Genomic DNA, 20287 nt, shown 5'->3' on the forward strand with positions numbered 1-20287 from the left:
GCGGCGCCCGGGACTTCGGCGTAGGCGATGGGGTCGGACAACCGGTGGCTGAGTGGTTGCCGTGGGGCCGCCCGCTTCTTTGTCAGTGTCGTGTTTCCGCGCCCCGAGTAAAGGGCGCTCCGCTGTCGCTCCGCGTCGGCTTCGCCGATGGCCCTGCGGGCCACCCTTGACTCGGGCCGCTCCAGCCCGGGTGAGAAGCGAGCGGGCAGCCCGGGGAAAGTGGCCGGCTTGGGGTGTTTGCCCTGGGGTGGGCTGCGTTCTGGGCCGGGGTGGTGGGGGCGCATCGACCGAGTGGCGGCACGCCGGGTGGGTTTGGCGGCGATCGGTTGGTGGTGGGTGGGGGCGGGGTGGCGGCATGCCGGGTGGGTTTGGCGACCTGCGGATGGTGAGTGAGACGGGGGTGCGTCGGCCGGGTGGGCCGGGTCCGGGGCGTTTCGTCGCGTGGGCGCCGCTGAGGGGTGCTGGACGCTCCTCAGGTGGTGAATTGGTCGGTTTGGGTCAGGGATGGAGGCGAGCATGCAGGTGAAAGGGGTGGGGTCTTCTCTGCGGTGGTCCAAAGCGTCCAATTGCTGGTCGACCTGTGGTGGGTGAGGCCGATGTGGCTGGTGGGATGACCGGTCCGTCCGGCCTCCGGGCACCGAGAGTGGCTGGGTAATCGCAATCGAGTGACAGGTTGTGGGAAAACAAATTCATGCAAGCATGCTTGATTGTTTTCATGGCCCCTGCCATGCTCCCCCCATGTCCGATCCGACGCCCGTGTTCGATGATCTGCGTGACGAAAGCGAAGAACTCGACCGGCTCGTGGCCGAGTTGAGCCCGGAACAGTGGGCGCTCGCGACCCCCGCCCCCGGCTGGACCGTCGCCCACCAGATCGCCCACCTCACCTGGACCGACCGCTCCGCTCTACTCGCCGTCACGGACGTCGACGCCTTTCACGGCCTCGTCGAGAAGGCCCTCGCGGCGCCCGAGACGTTCGTGGACGAGGGTGCCGGGGCAGGAGCCCAGCTCCCCTCCTCCGCACTGCTGTCGACGTGGCGCGAGGGGCGGGCCGCGCTCGACCGGGCCCTGCGCGAGTCCCCGGCCGGCGCGCGCTTCCCCTGGTACGGGCCGCCCATGTCCGCCGCCTCCATGGCCACCGGCCGGCTCATGGAGACCTGGGCCCACGGCCAGGACGTCGCCGACACCCTGGGTGTGGTTCGAACCCCCACCGACCGGCTGAAGCATGTGGTCCGCATCGGTGTGCGCGCACGGGACTTCGCCTTCGGGGCGCACGGGCTGCCCGCGCCCGTCGAAGAGTTCCGCGTCGAGATCCTCGGCCCCTCCGGCGACATATGGACCTATGGCCCCGGTGACGCCCCCCAGCGCGTCACCGGCCCTGCCCTCGACTTCTGCCTCCTGGTCACCCAGCGCGCCCACCGCGCCGACCTCGCCGTACGCGCCGAGGGCCCCGACGCCGACCGCTGGCTCGACATCGCCCAGGCCTTCGCGGGCCCGCCCGGCGCCGGACGTCCTCCGAAGGGGGACGCGGAGTGACCCTGCGCATAGGCAACGCCTCCGGCTTCTACGGCGACCGCTTCGACGCCATGCGAGAGATGCTCACCGGCGGCGAGCTGGACGTCCTGACCGGCGACTACCTCGCCGAGCTGACGATGCTGATCCTGGGCCGGGACCGGCTGAAGGACCCCGCCGCCGGATACGCCCGCACCTTCCTGCGGCAGCTGGAGGACTGTCTCGGCCTCGCCCACGAGCGGTCCGTGAAGATCGTGACGAACGCCGGCGGCCTCAACCCGGCCGGACTCGCCGACGCGGTGCGGAAACTGGCCGACCGGCTCGGTATCCCCGTGCGTGTCGCCCACGTCGAGGGCGACGACCTGACCGCCGCGCACCCGGGCAGCCTCGCCGCCCACGCCTACCTCGGCGGCTTCGGTATCGCGGAGTGCCTGCGGGCGGGCGCGGACATCGTGGTCACCGGGCGGGTGACCGACGCGGCCCTCGTCACCGGGCCCGCCGCCGCCCACTTCGGCTGGCAGCCGGGGGAGTACGACCGGCTCGCCGGCGCCGTCGTCGCCGGGCACGTCCTGGAGTGCGGGACGCAGGCCACCGGCGGGAACTACGCCTTCTTCGGTGAGGGGGACGTCCGCCGGCCCGGCTTCCCGCTCGCCGAGATCCAGGCCGACGGCAGCTGCGTTATTACCAAGCACCATGGCACCGGCGGGTTCGTGGACGTCGGTACGGTCACGGCACAGCTGCTGTACGAGACGGCCGGCGCCCGGTACGCCGGGCCCGATGTCACCACCCGCCTCGACACCGTGCGGCTCACCCAGGACGGTCCCGACCGGGTGCGCATCGAGGGGGTGCGCGGGGAGGCGCCGCCGCCCACGCTCAAGGTCGGGCTCAACCGGCTCGGCGGCTTCCGCAACGAGGTCGTCTTCGTGCTGACCGGGCTCGACATCGAGGCCAAGGCAGCGCTCGTGCGGGAGCAGATGACCGACGCGCTCGCCAAGTCGCAGCCCGGTGAGGTGCGGTGGGAGCTGGTCCGGACCGACCGGGCCGACGCGGACACCGAGGAGACGGCGAGCGCGCTGCTGCGCCTCGTCGTACGGGACCCCGATCAGGGAGTCGTGGGGCGTGCGCTGAGCGGGGCCGCGATCGAGCTGGCGCTGGCCAGTTACCCCGGGTTCCATGTGCTGGCGCCACCAGGGAAGGGTGCGCCTTATGGGGTCTTCGAGGATGTGTACGTCCCCCATGGTGCCGTCGACCATGTGGCGGTCCTTGAGGATGGGCGGCGCGTTCATGTGGCTTCGCCCCACGACACCGCCGTACTCACTGACGTACCGCAGCCGCCCCTGCCGGACCCCCTCCCCCCAGGCCCCACGCGCCGCGCCCCCCTCGGTCTGATCGCCGGTGCCCGCAGCGGTGACAAGGGCGGGAACGCCAACGTGGGCGTCTGGGCGCGCACCGACGAGGCCTGGCGGTGGCTCGCCCACGAGCTGACAGTCGAGCGCTTTCGACAGCTGATACCCGAGAGTCGCCCGCTCCCCGTGGTCCGCCATCTCCTGCCCGACCTCCGCGCCCTGAACTTCGTCGTCGAGGGAATCCTCGGCGAGGGCGTCGCCGCCCAGCACCGTTTCGACCCGCAGGCCAAGGCCCTCGGCGAATGGCTGCGCTCCCGCCATCTGGACATCCCGGAGGTCCTCCTGTGACCGTCCTCTCCTCCGCCCTGGACATCAACGGCCAGGACTACCGGGCGAACCGCGAGGCCATGCTCGCCAAGCTCGCCGACCTCGACGCCGAGCACGCCAAGGCCCTCGCGGGCGGCGGCGAGAAGTACGTCCAGCGGCACCGGGGGCGCGGCAAGCTGCTCGCCCGCGAGCGCATCGAGCTGCTCCTGGACCCGGACACGCCGTTCCTGGAGCTGTCGCCGCTGGCCGCCTGGGGCAGTGATTACGCCGTCGGCGCCTCTCTCGTCACCGGCATCGGGGTGGTGGAGGGCGTCGAGTGCCTGATCACCGCCAACGATCCGACCGTGCGCGGCGGCGCCAGCAACCCCTGGAGCCTGAAGAAGGCCCTCCGCGCCAACGACATCGCGCTCGCCAACCGGCTGCCCTGCATCAGCCTCGTCGAGTCCGGGGGCGCCGATCTTCCGTCCCAGAAGGAGATCTTCATCCCCGGTGGTGCCATCTTCCGGGACCTGACCCGGCTTTCCGCCGCCGGAATCCCCACCGTCGCCGTCGTCTTCGGGAACTCCACCGCCGGCGGTGCCTACATCCCCGGCATGTCCGACCACGTGATCATGGTCAAGGAGCGGGCGAAGGTGTTCCTCGGCGGGCCGCCGCTGGTGAAGATGGCGACCGGCGAGGAGAGCGACGACGAGTCCCTGGGCGGTGCTGAGATGCACGCGCGCGTGTCGGGGCTCGCGGACTACTTCGCCGTGGACGAGCAGGACGCGCTGCGGCAGGCGCGGCGCGTGGTCGCCCGCCTCAACCACCGCAAGGCGTACGACGACCCGGGCCCGGCGGCCCCTCCCAAGTACGACCCGGAGGAGCTGCTCGGCATCGTCCCCGGCGATCTGAAGATCCCCTTCGACCCCCGCGAGGTCATCGCACGGATCGTCGACGCCTCCGACTTCGACGAGTTCAAGCCGCTGTACGGGACGAGTCTGGCCACCGGGTGGGCGTCCCTGCACGGCCGTCCCGTCGGGATTCTCGCCAACGCGCAAGGCGTGCTGTTCAGCGAGGAGTCGCAGAAGGCCGCCCAGTTCATCCAGCTGGCCAACCAGCGCGACATCCCGCTGCTCTTCCTGCACAACACCACCGGCTACATGGTCGGCCGGGAGTACGAGCAGGGCGGCATCATCAAGCACGGCTCGATGATGATCAACGCGGTCAGCAACTCCCGCGTCCCCCACCTCTCCGTTCTCATGGGCGCCTCGTACGGAGCCGGGCACTACGGCATGTGCGGGCGGGCCTACGATCCGCGCTTCCTGTTCGCCTGGCCCAGCGCCAAGTCCGCCGTGATGGGCCCGCAGCAGCTCGCCGGCGTGCTGTCGATCGTGGCCCGGCAGTCGGCGGCGGCCAAGGGGCACCCGTACGACGATGACGCCGACGCCGCCCTGCGCGCCATGGTGGAGCAGCAGATCGAGTCCGAGTCGCTGCCGATGTTCCTGTCCGGCCGGCTGTACGACGACGGCGTCATCGACCCGCGCGACACCCGCACCGTCCTCGGGCTGTGCCTGTCCGCCATCCACACGGCGCCCTACGAGGGCGCGCGCGGTGGCTTCGGCGTCTTCCGGATGTGAGGCTCATGATTTCGACTCTGCTCGTCGCCAACCGGGGCGAGATCGCCTGCCGGATCTTCCGTACCTGCCGTGAGTTGGGTATCCGGACCGTCGCCGTCCACTCGGACGCCGACGAGAACGCCCTCCACGCGCGCGTGGCCGACACGGCGGTACGGCTGCCGGGTGCGACGCCCGCCGAGACGTATCTGCGCGGCGACCTGATCGTGAAGGCCGCCGTGGCGGCCGGCGCGGACGCCGTGCACCCCGGCTACGGCTTCCTCTCCGAGAACCCCGACTTCGCGCGCGCCGTCCTCGACGCGGGCCTGGTCTGGATCGGGCCGCCTCCGGAGGCGATCGAGGAGATGGCGTCCAAGACGCGCGCCAAGCAGCTGATGGGGATCGAGCCGCTGCGCGAGGTCACCGAGGCCGACCTGCCGGTGCTGGTGAAGGCGGCGGCGGGCGGCGGCGGGCGCGGGATGCGGATCGTGCGCCGCCTGGAGGAGCTCGACGGCGCGCTGGAGAGCGCGCGCTCCGAGGCCGCGAGCGCCTTCGGGGACGGCGAGGTCTTCGTCGAGCCCTATGTGGAGCGCGGCCGCCACGTCGAGGTGCAGATCCTCGCCGACACCCATGGCACGGTCTGGGCACTCGGCACCCGCGACTGCTCCCTGCAGCGGCGTCACCAGAAGGTCATCGAGGAGGCCCCGGCGCCGGGTCTGACATCCGAACTCACCGATGACCTCTACGGGATGGCCCTGCGCGCCGCCCGCTCCGTCGACTACACCGGCGCCGGCACCGTCGAGTTCCTCGTCGCCGACGGCAAGGCCCACTTCCTGGAGATGAACACCCGCCTCCAGGTCGAACACCCCGTCACGGAAGCCGTGTTCGGCATCGATCTGGTCGCCGAGCAGATCCGGATCGCCGAGGGCCACGCCCTCGCCGCCGACCCCCCACGCGCGCGTGGCCACGCCATCGAGGCCCGCCTCTACGCCGAGGACCCGTCCCGCGACTGGGCCCCGCAGACCGGCACCCTGCACCGCCTCGCCGTACCGGACGGCGTCCGCCTCGACACCGGCTACACCGACGGCGACGAGATCGGCGTCCACTACGACCCGATGCTCGCCAAGACGGTCGCCCACGCTCCCACGCGCGCGGAGGCCCTCCGCAAGCTCGCCGGCGCCCTGGAGCGGGCGCAGGTCCACGGCCCGGCCACCAACCGCGAGCTACTGGTCCGCTCCCTGCGCCACCCGGAGTTCACCGCGGCCCGCATGGACACCGGCTTCTACGACCGCCACCTCAGCGACCTCACCGGGCCCGCTCCCGACCCGTACGCGCCGCTGGCCGCCGCCCTCGCCGACGCCCACGGGCGCTCCCGCTTCGGCGGCTGGCGCAACCTGCCCTCCCAGCCGCAGGCCAAGCGCTACCTCATGGCGGGCGAGGAGCACGAGGTCCACTACCGGCACACCAGGGACGGCCTCGCCGTGGACGGGGTCCGGGTCGTGCGCGCCGACGCGCGTCTGGTCGTACTCGAAGTGGACGGCGTACGGCGGAAGTTCGACGTGACCCGGTACGGCGACCGGGTGCACGTCAACGCCACCACCCTCACCGCCCTGCCCCGCTTCCCCGACCCGGCCGCCCACCACGCCCCCGGCTCCCTGCTCGCCCCCATGCCCGGCACCGTCGTCCGCGTCGCCGACGGCCTGGCCGTGGGCGACGCCGTACGGGCCGGAGAGCCCATCGTCTGGCTGGAGGCGATGAAGATGCAGCACCAGATCACCGCCCCGGCCACCGGCACGCTGAGCGCCCTGCACGCCGCCCCGGGGCAGCAGGTCGAGGTGGGTGCCCTGCTCGCAGTCGTAGAGGAAGTACAGAAGGAGGTTCAGGACCAGTGAGCACCACTCTGGAGACCGAGGAGCACAAGGCCCTGCGATCGGCCGTCGCCGCCCTCGGCAAGCGCTACGGCCGCGAATACCTCGCCCGCGTCGTCGCCGAAGGCGGCCAGCCCACCGAACTCTGGGCGGAAGCCGCCAAGCTCGGCTACCTCGGCGTGAACCTCCCCGAGGAGTACGGGGGCGGAGGCAGCGGTATCTCCGAACTCTCCATCGTCCTCGAAGAGCTGGGCGCCGCGGGCAGTCCCCTCCTCATGCTCGTCGTCTCCCCCGCGATCTGCGGCACCGTCATCTCCCGCTTCGGCACCCAGGAGCAGAAGCGCGCCTGGCTCCCCGGACTCGCCGACGGCACCCGTGTCATGGCCTTCGGCATCACCGAGCCCGACGCCGGCTCCAACTCCCACCGCATCACCACCACCGCCCGCCGGGACGGCGACAGCGGGGACTGGCTCCTCACCGGCCGCAAGGTGTTCATCTCCGGCGTCGACCACGCCGACGCCGTCCTGATCGTCGGCCGCACCGAGGACGCCCGCACCGGCAGCCTCAAGCCCTGCCTGTTCATCGTCCCGCGCGACGCCGAAGGCTTCGAGCGGCGGCAGATCGACATGGAACTGCACGGCGCCGAGAAGCAGTTCGAGCTGGTCCTGGACGACGTACGGCTGCCCGCCGACGCGCTCGTCGGCGACGAGGACGCGGGGCTGCTGCAGCTGTTCGCCGGACTCAACCCCGAGCGGATCATGACGGCCGCCTTCGCGATCGGCATGGGGCGCTACGCCCTCTCCAAGGCGATCGAGTACGCCCGCGACCGCTCCGTCTGGAAGACCCCCATCGGCGCCCACCAGGCCATCGCCCACCCCCTCGCCCAGGCGCACATCGACCTCGAACTGGCCCGCCTGATGATGCAGAAGGCCGCCCACCTGTACGACGCAGGGGACGACATCGGCGCGGGCGAGGCCGCCAACATGGCCAAGTACGCGGCCGGGGAGGCCTGTGTGAAGGCCGTCGACCAGGCCGTGCACACCCTCGGCGGCAACGGGCTCACGCGCGAATTCGGGCTCGCCTCCTTGATAACGGCGGCACGCGTGGCTCGTATAGCACCGGTGAGCCGGGAGATGATTCTCAACTACGTCTCCCACCAGACCCTGGGCCTGCCCAAGTCCTACTAGGCCTTGCCGGTCGTACCAGGCATTGTCGGCGCACACCGTCGTGCGAGGAGGAACCGTGTTCCGCAGTGAGTACGCAGACGTTCCGGCCGTAGAACTCCCCATCCACGAGGCCGTCCTGGGCCGGGCCGCCGAGTTCGGCGAGCTGCCCGCGCTGATCGACGGCACGGACGGCACCACCCTCACGTACGAACAGGTGGACCGGTTCCACCGGCGCGTCGCCGCCGCGCTCGCCGACGCCGGCCTGCGCAAGGGCGACGTCCTCGCGCTGCACAGCCCGAACACCGTCGCCTTCCCGACCGCCTTCTACGCCGCCACGCGCGCGGGTGCCGCCGTCACCACCGTGCACCCGCTCGCCACCCCCGAGGAGTTCGCCAAGCAGCTGCGCGACTCGGCCGCCCGCTGGATCGTCACCGTCTCCCCACTGCTGGAGACGGCCCGCCGGGCGGCCGAACTCGCGGGCGGCATACGGGAGATATTCGTCTGCGACAGCGCGCCGGGACACCGCTCCCTGATCGACATGCTCGCCTGCGACGCGCCCGAACCGGACGTCTTTGTCGACCCGGCCGAGGACATCGCCGCACTGCCGTACTCCTCCGGCACCACCGGCATCCCCAAGGGCGTGATGCTCACCCACCGCCAGATCGCCACCAACCTCGCCCAGCTCGAAGCCGCCGTCGACGCCGGCCCCGGCGACCGCATCCTCGCCGTCCTGCCCTTCTTCCACATCTACGGCCTCACCGCGCTCATGAACGCGCCCCTGCGCAAGGGCGCCACCGTCGTCGTCCTGCCCCGCTTCGACCTGGAGACGTTCCTCGCGGCCATCGAGAACCACCGCATCACCGGCCTGTACGTCGCCCCGCCGATCGTCCTCGCCCTCGCCAAACACCCGGCCGTCGCCCGCTACGACCTGTCCTCCCTGCGGTACATCATCAGCGCCGCCGCCCCCCTGGACGCCCAGCTCGCCGCCGCCTGCTCCGAGCGCCTGGGCCTGCCGCCGGTCGGCCAGGCCTACGGCATGACGGAACTCTCGCCCGGCACCCACGTCGTCCCGCTCGACGCCATGCACCAGGCACCCCCCGGCACGGTCGGCAAACTCATCGCGGGCACCGAGATGCGCATCGTCTCCCTCGACGACCCCGGCAAGGACCTGGGCACCGGCGAGCCCGGCGAGATCCTCATCCGCGGACCCCAGGTCATGAAGGGCTACCTGGGCCGCCCCGACGACACCGCCGCCATGATCGACGCCGACGGCTGGGTGCACACCGGCGACGTCGGCCATGTGGACGCCGACGGCTGGCTGTTCGTCGTCGACCGCGTCAAGGAACTCATCAAGTACAAGGGCTTCCAGGTGGCACCCGCCGAACTGGAGGCCCTGCTCCTCACCCACCCCGGCATCGCGGACGCCGCCGTCATCGGCGTCTACAACGAGGACAACAACGAAGTCCCGCACGCGTTCGTGGTCCGCGGGCCCGGCGCCACCGGCCTCACCGAGGGCGAGGTCATGATGTACGTCGCCGAACGCGTCGCCCCCTACAAGCGCGTCCGGCAGGTCACCTTCATCGACGGCGTGCCCCGGGCCGCCTCCGGCAAGATCCTCCGCCGGGAACTGCGGGAACAGCGCGAACCCAAGGAGCGGCAATGACGTTGATCGGACGCACGCGCGCGCGTGGCATCGAAACCCTCAGCCTGGACTCGGCCGACACCCGCAACGCCCTGTCGGCCGCGCTCGTCGGCGAGCTCGCGGACGCCCTGACCGACTGCGGCAAGGACGGCGACGTACGGGCCGTCGTCCTCACCCACACCGGCAACACCTTCTGCGCCGGAGCCGACCTGCGCGACCCTCCGCACCCCGACGCCCTGGTCGGCCTGCTGCGGCAGATCGTCGAGCTGAGCAAGCCCGTCGTCGCCCGGGTGACCGGGCACGTGCGGGCGGGCGGCCTGGGGCTGCTCGCCGCCTGCGACATCGCGGCCGGGTCCGCCGAGTCCAGCTTCGCGTTCACCGAGGTACGGATCGGGGTCGCGCCCGCCGTCATCTCGCTCCCGGTGATCCCGCGCACCGACCCGCGCGCCCTGGCCCGCTACTACCTCACCGGCGAGCGCTTCGACGCGGCCGAGGCGGCCCGGATCGGCCTCCTGACGGCGGCCGGGGGCGCCGGCGAAGACGTGGACACCGTCCTGGCCCCCATCCTGGACGGCCTGCGCCGATCGTCCCCCCAGGGCCTGGCCGAGACGAAGCGGCTGCTCACGGCTAGGGTGCTGGAGGCCCTCGACCGGGACGCGGCCGACCTGACCGCGCTCTCGGCACGACTGTTCTCCTCAGCGCAGGCACGCGAGGGGATGACGGCCTTCCTGGAACGACGGGATCCCTCATGGGTGATGTGAGCGCAAGATGAGTGTGAGTACGGCCGAACGAGACCGCCTCCCCAAGCAGGAACGCAGCCGGGCCACCCGGCAACGGCTCCTGGAGGCCGCCGTGGCCTGCCTCGCCGAGTACGGCTGGGCAGGCTCCACGGTCTCCGTCGTCGCCGAACACGCCGGCGTGTCCCGGGGCGCCGCCCAGCACCACTTCCGCACCCGCGAGGACCTCTTCACCGCGGCCGTCGAGTACGTGGCCGAGGAACGCTCCACCGCCCTGCGCGCCCTGTTCCCCGAGGGCACCACCGACCGCCGCGCCGTCGTCACCGCCCTCGTCGACCTCTACACCGGCCCGCTCTTCCGCGCCGCCCTCCACCTGTGGGTCGCCGCCTCCAACGAGGAACAGCTGCGGCCCCGCGTCACCGAGCTGGAGGCCCGCGTCGGCCGCGAGACCCACCGCATCGCGGTGGACCTGCTGGACGCGGACGAGTCCCGGCCCGGCGTACGGGAGACCGTCCAGGGACTGCTCGACATGGCCCGTGGCCTGGGCCTGGCCAACCTCCTCACCGACGACGCGGGCCGCCGGGAACGGGTGGTCGCCCAGTGGGCGGCGCTGCTGGAGGAGACGCTGGGCTGAGGGAGGAGACGCCGGGCCGAGGAGGCCGCAGGGGGAGGGCGGGCCGGCGGTGCAGGAGCCGGCCGGGAGCATGAGGTGCGCCACAGTCGTTTCCGCGGACCCGCAGTACCCTTGCCGCATGCTTCCGATGCTCGTTCGACGCCGTCACGTGGACTACGTGCGCGTCACGAGCATGGGCTGTCGGCTTTCGGCCTGAATCAGCCCCTTTCTTCTCCCCTTTCTTACGGCATTCTGGGCGCCGCCCCCTACCCTCGGCGGCCTGCCCGTGGCCCACACACCCTGTGGACGCACCCATGACGACGCACCCCGCGACGACCCCGTCGTACGAACAACTCCCGATCATCGACCTCTCCGCCGCGGACCGCGGCCCCGAGGCCCGCGCCCTCCTCCACGCCCAGCTGCACAGCGCCGCCCACGACGTCGGCTTCTTCCAGCTCGTCGGCCACGGCGTCACCCGGGCCGACACCGACGCGCTCCTCACCGCCATGCGCGCCTTCTTCGCCCTGCCCGAGGCCGACCGCCTCGCCCTGGACAACGTCAACTCGCCCCACTTCCGCGGCTACACCCGCACCGGTGACGAACGCACCCAGGGCGCCCGCGACTGGCGCGACCAGCTCGACATAGGCGCCGAACGCCCCGCCCACGTCCCCGCGCCGGGCGAACCCGCGTACTGGTGGCTGGAGGGCCCCAACCAGTGGCCCGCGGCCCTCCCCGAACTGCGCACCGCCGCACTCGCCTGGATCGACAGGCTCAGCGGCGTCGCCGGCCGGCTCCTGCACGAACTGCTGGCCGCCATCGGCGCCCCCGCCGACTTCTACGACCCGATCTTCGGCGACCGCGCCCACCCGCACCTCAAGCTGGTGCGCTACCCCGGCAGCGCCGGCGACGGCACCGACCAGGGCGTCGGCGCCCACAAGGACTACGGCTTCCTGACACTGCTGCTCCAGGACACCATCGGCGGACTCCAGGTCCAGCGCGAGGACGGCCTCTTCCACGACGTGCCGCCGCTGGACGGCGCCTTCGTGGTCAACCTGGGCGAGCTGCTGGAAGTGGCGACGGACGGCTACCTGATCGCCACCAACCACCGTGTCGTCAGCCCGCCCGGCGCCACCGAACGCTTCTCCGTCCCGTTCTTCTACAACCCGCGCCTGGACGCGCGTGTGGAGCCGCTGTCCTTCCCGTACGCCGCCACCGCCCCCGGCATCACCGAGGACCCGGCCAACCCGCTGTTCGCCGAGTACGGTTACAACGAGCTCAAGGGCAAGCTGAGGGCGCACCCGCTGGCGGCGGAACGGCACCACACGGACCTGCTGGCTCCGGCCTGATCAGCGCCCCCCGCACGAACCCTCAGTGGGCGATGTCCGCGTACCCTTCGATCTCCCGAGGGTTGCGCGGACCCGGCCCCACATACCGAGCGGACGGCCGCACGAGCCGCCCCGTCCGCTTCTGCTCGAGAATGTGCGCCGACCAGCCCGCCGTACGGGCACACGTGAACATCGACGTGAACATGTGCGCCGGAACCTCGGCGAAGTCCAGCATGATCGCCGCCCAGAACTCCACGTTCGTGGCCAGGACCCGGTCCGGACGGCGGTTGTGCAGCTCCTCCAGGGCCGCCTTCTCCAGCGCCTCCGCGATCTCGAACCGCGGCGCGCCCAGCTCGCGCGCCGTGCGGCGCAGCACACGCGCGCGTGGGTCCTCGGCCCGGTACACCCGGTGCCCGAAGCCCATCAGCCGCTCGCCCTTGTCCAGGGCCTTCTTCACGTACGCCTCCGCGTCCCCCGTCCGCTCGATCTCCTCGATCATCCCGAGGACGCGGGACGGGGCGCCGCCGTGCAGCGGCCCGGACATGGCGCCCACCGCACCGGACAGCGCGGCCGCCACATCGGCGCCGGTCGAGGCGATGACCCGGGCGGTGAAGGTGGAGGCGTTCATGCCGTGCTCGGCGGCCGACGTCCAGTAGGCGTCGACGGCCGCCACGTGCTTCGGGTCGGGCTCGCCCCGCCACCGGATCATGAACCGCTCCACGACCGAGTGCGCCTTGTCGATCTCCCGCTGCGGCACCATCGGCAGGCCCTGCCCGCGCGCGGACTGGGCGACGTACGACAGCGCCATGACGGCCGCACGGGCGAGATCGTCACGGGCCCGCTCCGCGTCGATGTCGAGGAGCGGTTTCAGGCCCCACACCGGGGCGAGCATGGCGAGCGCCGACTGTACGTCCACCCGGATGTCACCCGAATGGACGGGAATCGGGAACGGCTCTGCGGGCGGCAGCCCCGGATTGAAGGCGCCGTCGACCAGCAGCCCCCACACGTTGCCGAACGAGACATGACCGACGAGGTCCTCGATGTCGACGCCCCGGTAACGCAGGGCGCCGCCCTCCTTGTCCGGTTCGGCGATCTCCGTCTCGAACGCGATGACTCCTTCGAGCCCGGGTACGAAGTCGGACATCAGGCGGCTCCTAGATGATGTGTGCGGCGCGGCGGACTACCAGGAAGCGGGGTGTCGCAACGGCTCCACGGTCGCTCTCAGGACTCGCGGTCCGAAACGGTCATCCCGGTGATGCCCCGAGCGGCGGGTGGTCACCCCACCGGAACGGCACCACCACGTTAACCCCGAGTGCCACCTTTGGGGAGTGCACACGGCACTCAGTGCCACACAAAGTCGTACGTGCATACGGCAAGATGACCGCGTGACCGACCGTGATCCCATTCTCGACCCTGCCGCCATGCGCAAGCACTACCGGGTCGAAGGCTTCTACGAGAGCGACCTCGCCGCACACCCCATGGACCAGTTCACCCACTGGTTCGAACAGGCCGCGCGGGCCGCGGCGGGCGGCACCATCTTCGAGCCCAACGCGATGATCGTCTCCACGGCGGACGCCGAGGGCCGCCCCAGCTCGCGCACGGTTCTGATGAAGCAGTACGACATCCGGGGCTTCGTCTTCTACACCAACTACGACTCCCGCAAGGCCCAGGACCTGGCCGCGAACCCACACGTCTCCCTGCTCTTCCCCTGGCACGCCGTCGCCCGCCAGGTCATCGTGACCGGCACCGCCCTGCGCACCGGCCGCGACGAGACGGCCGCGTACTTCCGCAGCCGCCCCCACGGCTCCCAGCTGGGCGCCTGGGCCAGCCCCCAGTCCTCGGTGGTCTCCCGCGCCGAACTCGACGCCTCCTACGCCGAACTCGCCGCCCGCTACCCCGAGGGCGAACAGGTACCGGTCCCCCCGAACTGGGGAGGCTTCCGAGTCGCACCGCAGGCGGTGGAGTTCTGGCAGGGCCGCGAGAACCGCCTGCACGACCGGTTGCGCTACACGGCGGAACCGGACGACACCTGGAGAGTGGAACGCCTCAGCCCCTGACCTCCCGGACGGCCGACGCAGCCGCTTCCCGGGCGACCGACGCACCCGCCTCCAGGGCCGCCGCGACCGCCCCCGGAATGTCCGTGACCGGGAACTGCACCTGCCGCACCACGCGGTCCCGGTCGACGACCAGGACCGCCCGCTTCAGCCGCAGGGCCTGCCCTGCCCGGAACGTCGGCAGCCGCAGCGCGGCCGACAGCCGCAGGTCCATGTCCGACAGCAGCGGGAACGGGATCCCCTCCACCGCCGCGAACTCCCGCTGCTCGTCCGGCCGCTGGGTACTGACCCCGCGCACCGCGACCCCGGCGGCCGTGAAATCGGCGTACGAGTCCCGGAACAGCCGGTTCTCCAGCGTGCAGCCGACCGTCCCCGGGATGTCGGACCAGCCGTCCGGCAGCGGAGAGGGGCGGCCGGTCGCCGGGTAACAGAAGAGCACCGTCGCTCCGGCCACCGGGTCGAGGTCCTCCCCGGTGTGCGCGGGCAGGGTCAGTGACGGCAGCCGGGTGCCCGGCAGCGCCGCCATCCTCCGCGCCTCCGCGCTGTCGTCACCGGCCGACGCGGTCAGCGTGCCGTCGCCCAGCAGCCAGCGGTCGGCCCAGTCCTGCATCGACACCAGCACCGGCAGCAGTGCCCGGCCGGTCGGGGTGAGCCGATACTCGTGGCGCACGGGTCCGGTCTGGTACGGCACCTTCTCCAGGACCCCGCTGTCGACGAGTTGCGCCAGCCGTTCCGCGAGCACCTTGCGGGAGACGCCCAGCTCCTCCTGGAGCCCGTCGAAACGGTGGTGCCCGCGCGCCACCTCCCGGACCAGCAGCAGACTCCACCAGTCGCCGATCACCGCCGCCGCCAGTGCCGCGCTGCTGGCCGCGGCCGCCCTGATCCTCCGCATCGGCGAGGCCCGCGCCCGGCGCACGGGAAAACTGAGCCTGGCCTGAAAACGCAGACGACCCGCGAGCTCGGGTCCCTCCGCCTTGCGGCGGGGGAGCCGGCCGGACGTACCGGCGAGCTCGCGGGTCGGGTGACTGCGTTGGATTAGGCCGGCTGCGTGTTTCTCGCACACGCTGGTCCGGCACCGCACTCGGTGTGGTGGCAGGCCGCTAGCCCGCAGCCACCTCTTCCGTCCGGTATGCATACATCTGCCGAACCACCTCCTCTCCGAAGTAACAGCCACTCTAGGAAGCTGCCTGCGATGGCTCAACTGTTTTTCGGCGATGTTGATGCAAGGCATTCCGGCTCGACGCTGTAGCCGTACCTGTCGCCCCGCTGCAGGAGCCGCAGATTCCGGTGAGAGACGTTGAACCGGCCGACCGATGTGGTGAGGCTGTGCTGTCCCATGGCCCATGTTCCCCGCCGGTGCCCCGCGCGGTGGCGGGGTGTCCGTGAGCCGTTTCGTCCCTGCTCCCGGGGATGTCTGCTCTCACGGATTCCAGTGCAGGCTGCTGAGGAAGCACAGCCTGGTGGGTCTGCTCGCCTGCGGGAAACGTAGTCATCGGGGGCACCTCCTTGATCAGTTGATCGTGATGACTTGGGCTGGTCACTCGACAGCCTTGGGGCTGGGGAGCGAGTGACCTCCCTTCTACGTGTGAAGGCGACGCTAGTGATCGAGAGCTGAGCTGTTGCCTGGATCAGCCACAAGTCGCTCGGTCATGCGAATCTGACAAGTTCTCCGAACGTGTAAGTGATTTGGGTGGTATCGACTGACCGGCAGGGGCAGGGCAACCTCAGGCGGCTTTCGTGACGGTCGGCAACGGGTTCCTCGCGCTGCGCATCGAGATCGAGGTGTATGCGCGACGGCCCGCGCGGGCCGTCGGGGCCTCGTAGTGTGCCGGTGTGACTACTGATCTTCGGGATCTTCGGATAGAGGTCGTGGACGGCGACGCCATGCTGGAGCAGTGGCGGCACGTTCATAACGTGATCGTGCCGCCTGCCGCGATGGATCTGGACGACGTTCGTGAGCGGGCGGGGCGTTATCGGCTGGAGAACGCGTACGTGGGGGACGTTGTCGTGGGCTGCTCCACCGTGCGGCCGCCGCAGGGGGAGGAGGCAGCGGCGACGGTGATCGCGCGGGTGCTGCCCGAGCACCGGCGGCGCGGGTACGGGGCCGCGTTGTACGAGAACGGTCTGGCGCACGCGCGTGTGCTGGGGGCCCGGGTCGTCGAGACGTGTGTGCTGGCGGTCAACGAGGACGGGTTGCGGTTCGCCGGGAAGCACGGGTTCGTCGAGGTCGAGCGGTATGTGCTGGACGGGGAGAGTGACCTTTGGGTCGATCTCAGGCTGGCGGCCGACGGAGCCTAGGTTGCGGTCGGCTCGTACAACGATTCCTTCAATCTTGTGGGAACCAAGTGTGTGATGCGTCACGTTCGAGTTGAATGAAGGGGAGTGAGCGAACCTTCGCGTCGTACATGTGGACGCAGCCTGCAGGGGGTCCAGGTGAGTGCTTCCCGGCGTAGTGGGACCACTGATGAGCTGGGGCCCGACGAGCCCGAGCCCGGACGGGGCCATCCTGTGGCCGACGACGGCCCGGACGGCCCGGACCCGGGCGGTTCCGACCTGCTCGCGGCCCTGCTGGACGGGATGGACGCGGCCCTGTGCGCCTTCGACGCGGACGGGGTGGTGACGCACTGGAACCGGGAGGCGGAGCGCATCCTGGGGTGGACCGCGACCGAGGCCGTGGGGCGAAAGGGGTTCGCCGGGTGGGCCGTGCGCGAGGCGGACGCCGAGGAGGTCGAGGGGCGGCTGCTGTCCGTCATGCACGCTCCCGGGCGGCAGGTGCACGAGTTCGCGCTGGTCACCAAGGACGGCGGCCGGGTGCTCGTGCGGACGCAGTCCGCCGCCGTGCGCGGGCCCGACGGGAAGCCCGCAGGGGTGTACTGCGCCTTCAGCGAGGTGCACGCGCAGATCGACCTGGAGCGGTCCATCGCGCTGAGCGAGGCGCTGTTCGAGGACGCGTCGTGGGGTGTCGTGCTGGTCGACGCGGATCTGCGGCCGGCCGTGGTGAACGCGCATGCGGCCCGGGCGCTGGGCATCGGGCGTACGTCGGTGCTGGGGCGGCCGCTCGGCGACCTGCTCGCCCAGGGTGCCGAGGAGCTGGAGAGCGCGCTCACGCATGTGCTGGCCGAGGGTGCTCCGCCCGCGCCCGCCGAGATGTGGGTGAGCGTGCGGACGCCGGAGGGCGACAAGCGGCGGTGCTGGCGGAGCGGGTTCCTGCGGCTGGCCTCGCCGCTGGCGGAGGAGCCGGTGCCGTTGGGGGTCGGCTGGCTGTTCCAGGACGTGACCGAGGCCAAGCAGGGCGAGCAGGAGTCGGCGCTGCTGCGCTTCCGGGCCAACCAGTTGCACCGGGCGGCCCGTGCGGCGGCCGAGTGCGAGGATCCCGCGGAGGCGGCCACCGTCCACCTCGACTTCGCGCTCGCCGGTTTCGCCGACCACGCGCTGATCGACCGGGTGGCGGGCGGCGCGCGGGCCGAGGAGGAGGCGGGGCCGGTACGGCTGGTACGGGCGGCCGCGACGCCCGCCGGGATGCCGGGGCCGAGTCAGCTCACCGGACAGGCCGGGCTGCCCGTGCGCTACGAGGAGGGGCATCCCGCCCTGCAGTGCGTGGAGCGGGCCGGGACGGTGCGGGCGGACGCCGGGTCGGTCCCGGCGGAGCAGGCCCGGGAGTGGGCGCTGGCCCGGCAGTGGCCGGACGACTCCGTGCACGCGCTGTGCGCGGTGCTGCGCAGCCGGGGGCGGACGCTGGGGGTCGTGACCTTTCTGCGTGGGGCCGGGCGGAGCCGGTTCGAGCGGTCCGACGCGACGTACGCGGAGGACGTGGCGGTGCGGATCGGGGTGGCGCTGGATCTGGCCGGGGTGCTGGGGGAGAAGTAGCCCGCCGTAGACCCCGCGGGGGTCCGCGGGGTCTACGGGGTCCGCGTGGGTGGATGGTCAGTGCTGGTAGAAGATCCGGTCGCGGTACTCCTCCATGATCCGGCGGTTCCACTCGTGGCCGCCGTCGACGTTTCCGGAGCGCAGCAGCGGGGGTTCGAAGCCGCGGTCCGCCAGGGTGCAGGCCGTGGTGGCCATGACCGCCTGGAGGAGGGCGGCGGTGACGACCGTGGAGGCGGGGGCGAAGGGTGCCGGGATGGCGTCGAGGGTGAGTTCCGCGTCGCCGACCGCGATCTTCGAGTCGAGGACGATGTCGCAGTGGTCCTTGAGGTACGTCCCGGAGGCGTGCCGGGACTTGGTCTCCGAGGTGTACGCCACCGAGGTCACGCCGATGACCTTGACGCCCAGGGCGCGGGCGTTCATCGCCATCTCCACGGGGAGGGGGTTGCGGCCGGAGAGGGAGATGATCACGAGGGCGTCACCGGAGCGGATCGGCGAGGTGTCCAGGACGGCGGAGGCGAGGCCGTCCACGCGTTCGAGGGCGGAGCCGAGGGTGGCGGGGATGACGTCGACGCCCACGGCGCCGGGGACGGCGAGCAGGTTCATCAGGGCGACGCCGCCGGCGCGGTAGACGACGTCCTGGGCGGCGAGGGAGGAGTGGCCGGCGCCGAAGGCGAACAGGCGGCCGCCTGCTTCGACGGTGTCGGCGAGGAGGGTCCCGGCGGCCGTGATGGTCTCGGACTCCTCGTCGCGGACCCGTCGCAGCAGGCCGATCGCGGCGTCGAAGAACTGGTCGGCCGGCGTGCCGTCGCTCATGCGGTGCCCCTTCGCTGCGTCTGTGTCGCGGATCACCGTGCGGTCTGGACCAGTGTGCTGTCAATACGGCCGGAAGCGCGATGGCCCGCAGCTGTGCGTGGCCGGCGGCCGACGCGGCTGCGGCGTCCCAGGGGTGCGGGGCTGTGTCGATGTGCGGCTCCGCCGCGTGGGCGCGACCGGCCGCATACTGCCTGCAGTCCTCAAGACCGCCGTAGTCCCCGTTTTCCCGGTACCGTCCGCTTGTCAGTGGGGTACGGCAGAATTGGTGCCAGGGCCAGCGCACGCGCCGGGCTACCGGCAGAGGTAATCGAGGGGCACGTATGTCCGGACTGATCGACACCACGGAGATGTATCTCCGCACCATCCTCGAACTCGAAGAGGAAGGCGTCGTCCCCATGCGCGCCCGCATCGCGGAGCGGCTCGACCAGAGCGGGCCGACGGTGAGCCAGACGGTCGCGCGGATGGAGCGGGACGGTCTCGTGTCGGTGGCGAGCGACCGGCATCTGGAGCTGACCGGCGAGGGCCGCCGGCTGGCCACGCGGGTGATGCGCAAGCACCGGCTCGCGGAGTGTCTGCTGGTCGACGTGATCGGTCTGGAGTGGGAGCAGGTGCACGCGGAGGCGTGTCGCTGGGAACACGTGATGAGCGAGGCCGTCGAGCGGCGCGTCCTTGAGCTGCTGCGTCACCCGACCGAGTCGCCGTACGGCAACCCGATCCCCGGCCTGGAGGAGCTCGGGGAGAAGGACGGTGCGGACCCGTTCCTCGACGAGGGCATGGTGTCGCTGGCCGACCTCGACCCGGGCTCCGACGGCAAGACGGTCGTCGTGCGCCGGATCGGCGAGCCCATCCAGACCGACGCCCAGCTGATGTACACGCTGCGCCGGGCGGGTGTGCAGCCCGGTTCGGTGGTGAGCGTGACCGAGTCGGCGGGCGGTGTGCTCGTGGGCAGCGGTGGCGAGGCGGCCGAGCTGGAGGCGGATGTGGCCTCCCATGTGTTCGTCGCCAAGCGCTGATCACTGCCGATCGCCACTGATCACCGCTGATCGTCGCTGACCGCCACTGACCTCAGAAGTCCCCAACTCCTGTGACGTGAGCGGGAGTTGAGGCGTCCCGTGGGGCGCGACGAATCCAAGATTCAGTGCGCCGAATCGCAGCGCTCGGGCGCTTCGCGTGCCAGGCTGTCGCGAGAGGCATATGACCTGAGGGGGGCGGGGAGAATGTGCCGCAGACATGGGGATGGCCCCGGCGCCTTATGGCGCCGGGGCCTGTCCTCCCCTGTGCTGACCCGGAGCCCCGAGCTCTCAGGGTCATCCCCCTCGGACCGTTTTCCCCGAGCGGTCCGCCTCCCGCTGAAGAACTCCCCTCGACGGCGGCGATCAACCCTCGAAAGCTGTCACTCGATTGAGGGGTGTTGCCCACGGAGACAGC

Annotated in this window: 16 protein-coding genes; 13 read left to right on the forward strand and 3 right to left on the reverse strand. The window is 71.5% G+C overall.

From position 1 onward, the window contains the following. Positions 1-738: 738 nt before the first annotated feature. The 9 genes from ACIPSA_RS15930 to ACIPSA_RS15970 all read left to right on the forward strand — a co-directional run bounded on the left by ACIPSA_RS15930 (position 739) and on the right by ACIPSA_RS15970 (position 12146). Positions 739-1533, forward strand: coding sequence for a TIGR03084 family metal-binding protein (locus tag ACIPSA_RS15930; protein ID WP_402634404.1), 795 nt, complete (start codon positions 739-741; stop codon positions 1531-1533). Continuing rightward, positions 1530-3203 carry an acyclic terpene utilization AtuA family protein gene (locus ACIPSA_RS15935; RefSeq protein WP_402634407.1) on the forward strand — a complete coding sequence of 558 codons (1674 nt, stop codon included), beginning with the start codon at positions 1530-1532 and terminating at the stop codon, positions 3201-3203. The genes ACIPSA_RS15930 and ACIPSA_RS15935 overlap by 4 nt, the downstream gene beginning before the upstream one ends. Beyond that, positions 3200-4798: an acyl-CoA carboxylase subunit beta gene (locus ACIPSA_RS15940; RefSeq protein ID WP_402634409.1), complete on the forward strand. Its 1599-nt coding sequence runs from the start codon at positions 3200-3202 to the stop codon at positions 4796-4798. The genes ACIPSA_RS15935 and ACIPSA_RS15940 overlap by 4 nt, the downstream gene beginning before the upstream one ends. Before the next feature lie 5 nt (positions 4799-4803). Beyond that, positions 4804-6666: a biotin carboxylase N-terminal domain-containing protein gene (locus tag ACIPSA_RS15945; RefSeq protein WP_402634411.1), complete on the forward strand. Its 1863-nt coding sequence runs from the start codon at positions 4804-4806 to the stop codon at positions 6664-6666. Next, on the forward strand, positions 6663-7829 hold the full coding sequence (locus tag ACIPSA_RS15950) for an acyl-CoA dehydrogenase family protein (RefSeq protein WP_402634414.1): 1167 nt from the start codon (positions 6663-6665) through the stop codon (positions 7827-7829). The genes ACIPSA_RS15945 and ACIPSA_RS15950 overlap by 4 nt, the downstream gene beginning before the upstream one ends. 55 nt (positions 7830-7884) lie before the next feature. Then, complete coding sequence (locus ACIPSA_RS15955) at positions 7885-9471, forward strand: 4-coumarate--CoA ligase family protein (protein ID WP_402634416.1); 1587 nt, start codon at positions 7885-7887, stop codon at positions 9469-9471. Next, positions 9468-10211: an enoyl-CoA hydratase family protein gene (locus ACIPSA_RS15960; protein WP_402634419.1), complete on the forward strand. Its 744-nt coding sequence runs from the start codon at positions 9468-9470 to the stop codon at positions 10209-10211. Before ACIPSA_RS15955 ends, ACIPSA_RS15960 begins: the two co-directional genes overlap by 4 nt. Positions 10212-10218: 7 nt before the next feature. Next, complete coding sequence (locus tag ACIPSA_RS15965) at positions 10219-10821, forward strand: TetR/AcrR family transcriptional regulator (RefSeq protein WP_402634422.1); 603 nt, start codon at positions 10219-10221, stop codon at positions 10819-10821. A gap of 293 nt (positions 10822-11114) precedes the next feature. Continuing rightward, complete coding sequence (locus ACIPSA_RS15970) at positions 11115-12146, forward strand: isopenicillin N synthase family dioxygenase (RefSeq protein WP_402634424.1); 1032 nt, start codon at positions 11115-11117, stop codon at positions 12144-12146. A 22-nt stretch (positions 12147-12168) separates the two neighbouring features. Here ACIPSA_RS15970 and ACIPSA_RS15975 read toward each other — a convergent pair whose 3' ends face one another. Next, a complete protein-coding gene (locus ACIPSA_RS15975) occupies positions 12169-13269 on the reverse strand; it encodes a citrate synthase 2 (RefSeq protein WP_402634427.1) in 1101 nt (366 codons plus the stop codon). Between the two features lie 241 nt (positions 13270-13510). Here ACIPSA_RS15975 and pdxH point away from each other — a divergent pair, with 241 nt between their 5' ends. Further along, on the forward strand, positions 13511-14182 hold the full coding sequence (gene pdxH / locus ACIPSA_RS15980) for a pyridoxamine 5'-phosphate oxidase (protein ID WP_402634430.1): 672 nt from the start codon (positions 13511-13513) through the stop codon (positions 14180-14182). Here the strand turns inward: pdxH and ACIPSA_RS15985 are convergent. After that, on the reverse strand, positions 14172-15071 hold the full coding sequence (locus tag ACIPSA_RS15985) for a winged helix-turn-helix transcriptional regulator (RefSeq protein ID WP_402634433.1): 900 nt from the start codon (positions 15069-15071) through the stop codon (positions 14172-14174). The two genes, pdxH and ACIPSA_RS15985, sit on opposite strands and share 11 nt — an antisense overlap. Positions 15072-16063: 992 nt before the next feature. On the opposite strand from ACIPSA_RS15985, the gene ACIPSA_RS15990 reads away from it, so the two are divergent. After that, positions 16064-16477 carry a GNAT family N-acetyltransferase gene (locus ACIPSA_RS15990; RefSeq protein WP_402635407.1) on the forward strand — a complete coding sequence of 138 codons (414 nt, stop codon included), beginning with the start codon at positions 16064-16066 and terminating at the stop codon, positions 16475-16477. A 135-nt stretch (positions 16478-16612) separates the two neighbouring features. After that, positions 16613-18046 carry a PAS domain-containing protein gene (locus tag ACIPSA_RS15995; protein WP_402634436.1) on the forward strand — a complete coding sequence of 478 codons (1434 nt, stop codon included), beginning with the start codon at positions 16613-16615 and terminating at the stop codon, positions 18044-18046. A 57-nt stretch (positions 18047-18103) separates the two neighbouring features. Here ACIPSA_RS15995 and ACIPSA_RS16000 read toward each other — a convergent pair whose 3' ends face one another. Continuing rightward, entirely contained in the window at positions 18104-18859 is a 756-nt protein-coding gene (locus ACIPSA_RS16000) for an SIS domain-containing protein (protein ID WP_402634439.1), read from the reverse strand. Between the two features lie 320 nt (positions 18860-19179). On the opposite strand from ACIPSA_RS16000, the gene ACIPSA_RS16005 reads away from it, so the two are divergent. Then, on the forward strand, positions 19180-19872 hold the full coding sequence (locus tag ACIPSA_RS16005) for a metal-dependent transcriptional regulator (RefSeq protein WP_402634442.1): 693 nt from the start codon (positions 19180-19182) through the stop codon (positions 19870-19872). Positions 19873-20287 lie beyond the last annotated feature (415 nt).

This window comes from Streptomyces sp. NPDC086549 (assembly GCF_044746205.1).
In the GTDB taxonomy this organism is placed as follows: Bacteria; Actinomycetota; Actinomycetes; order Streptomycetales; family Streptomycetaceae; genus Streptomyces.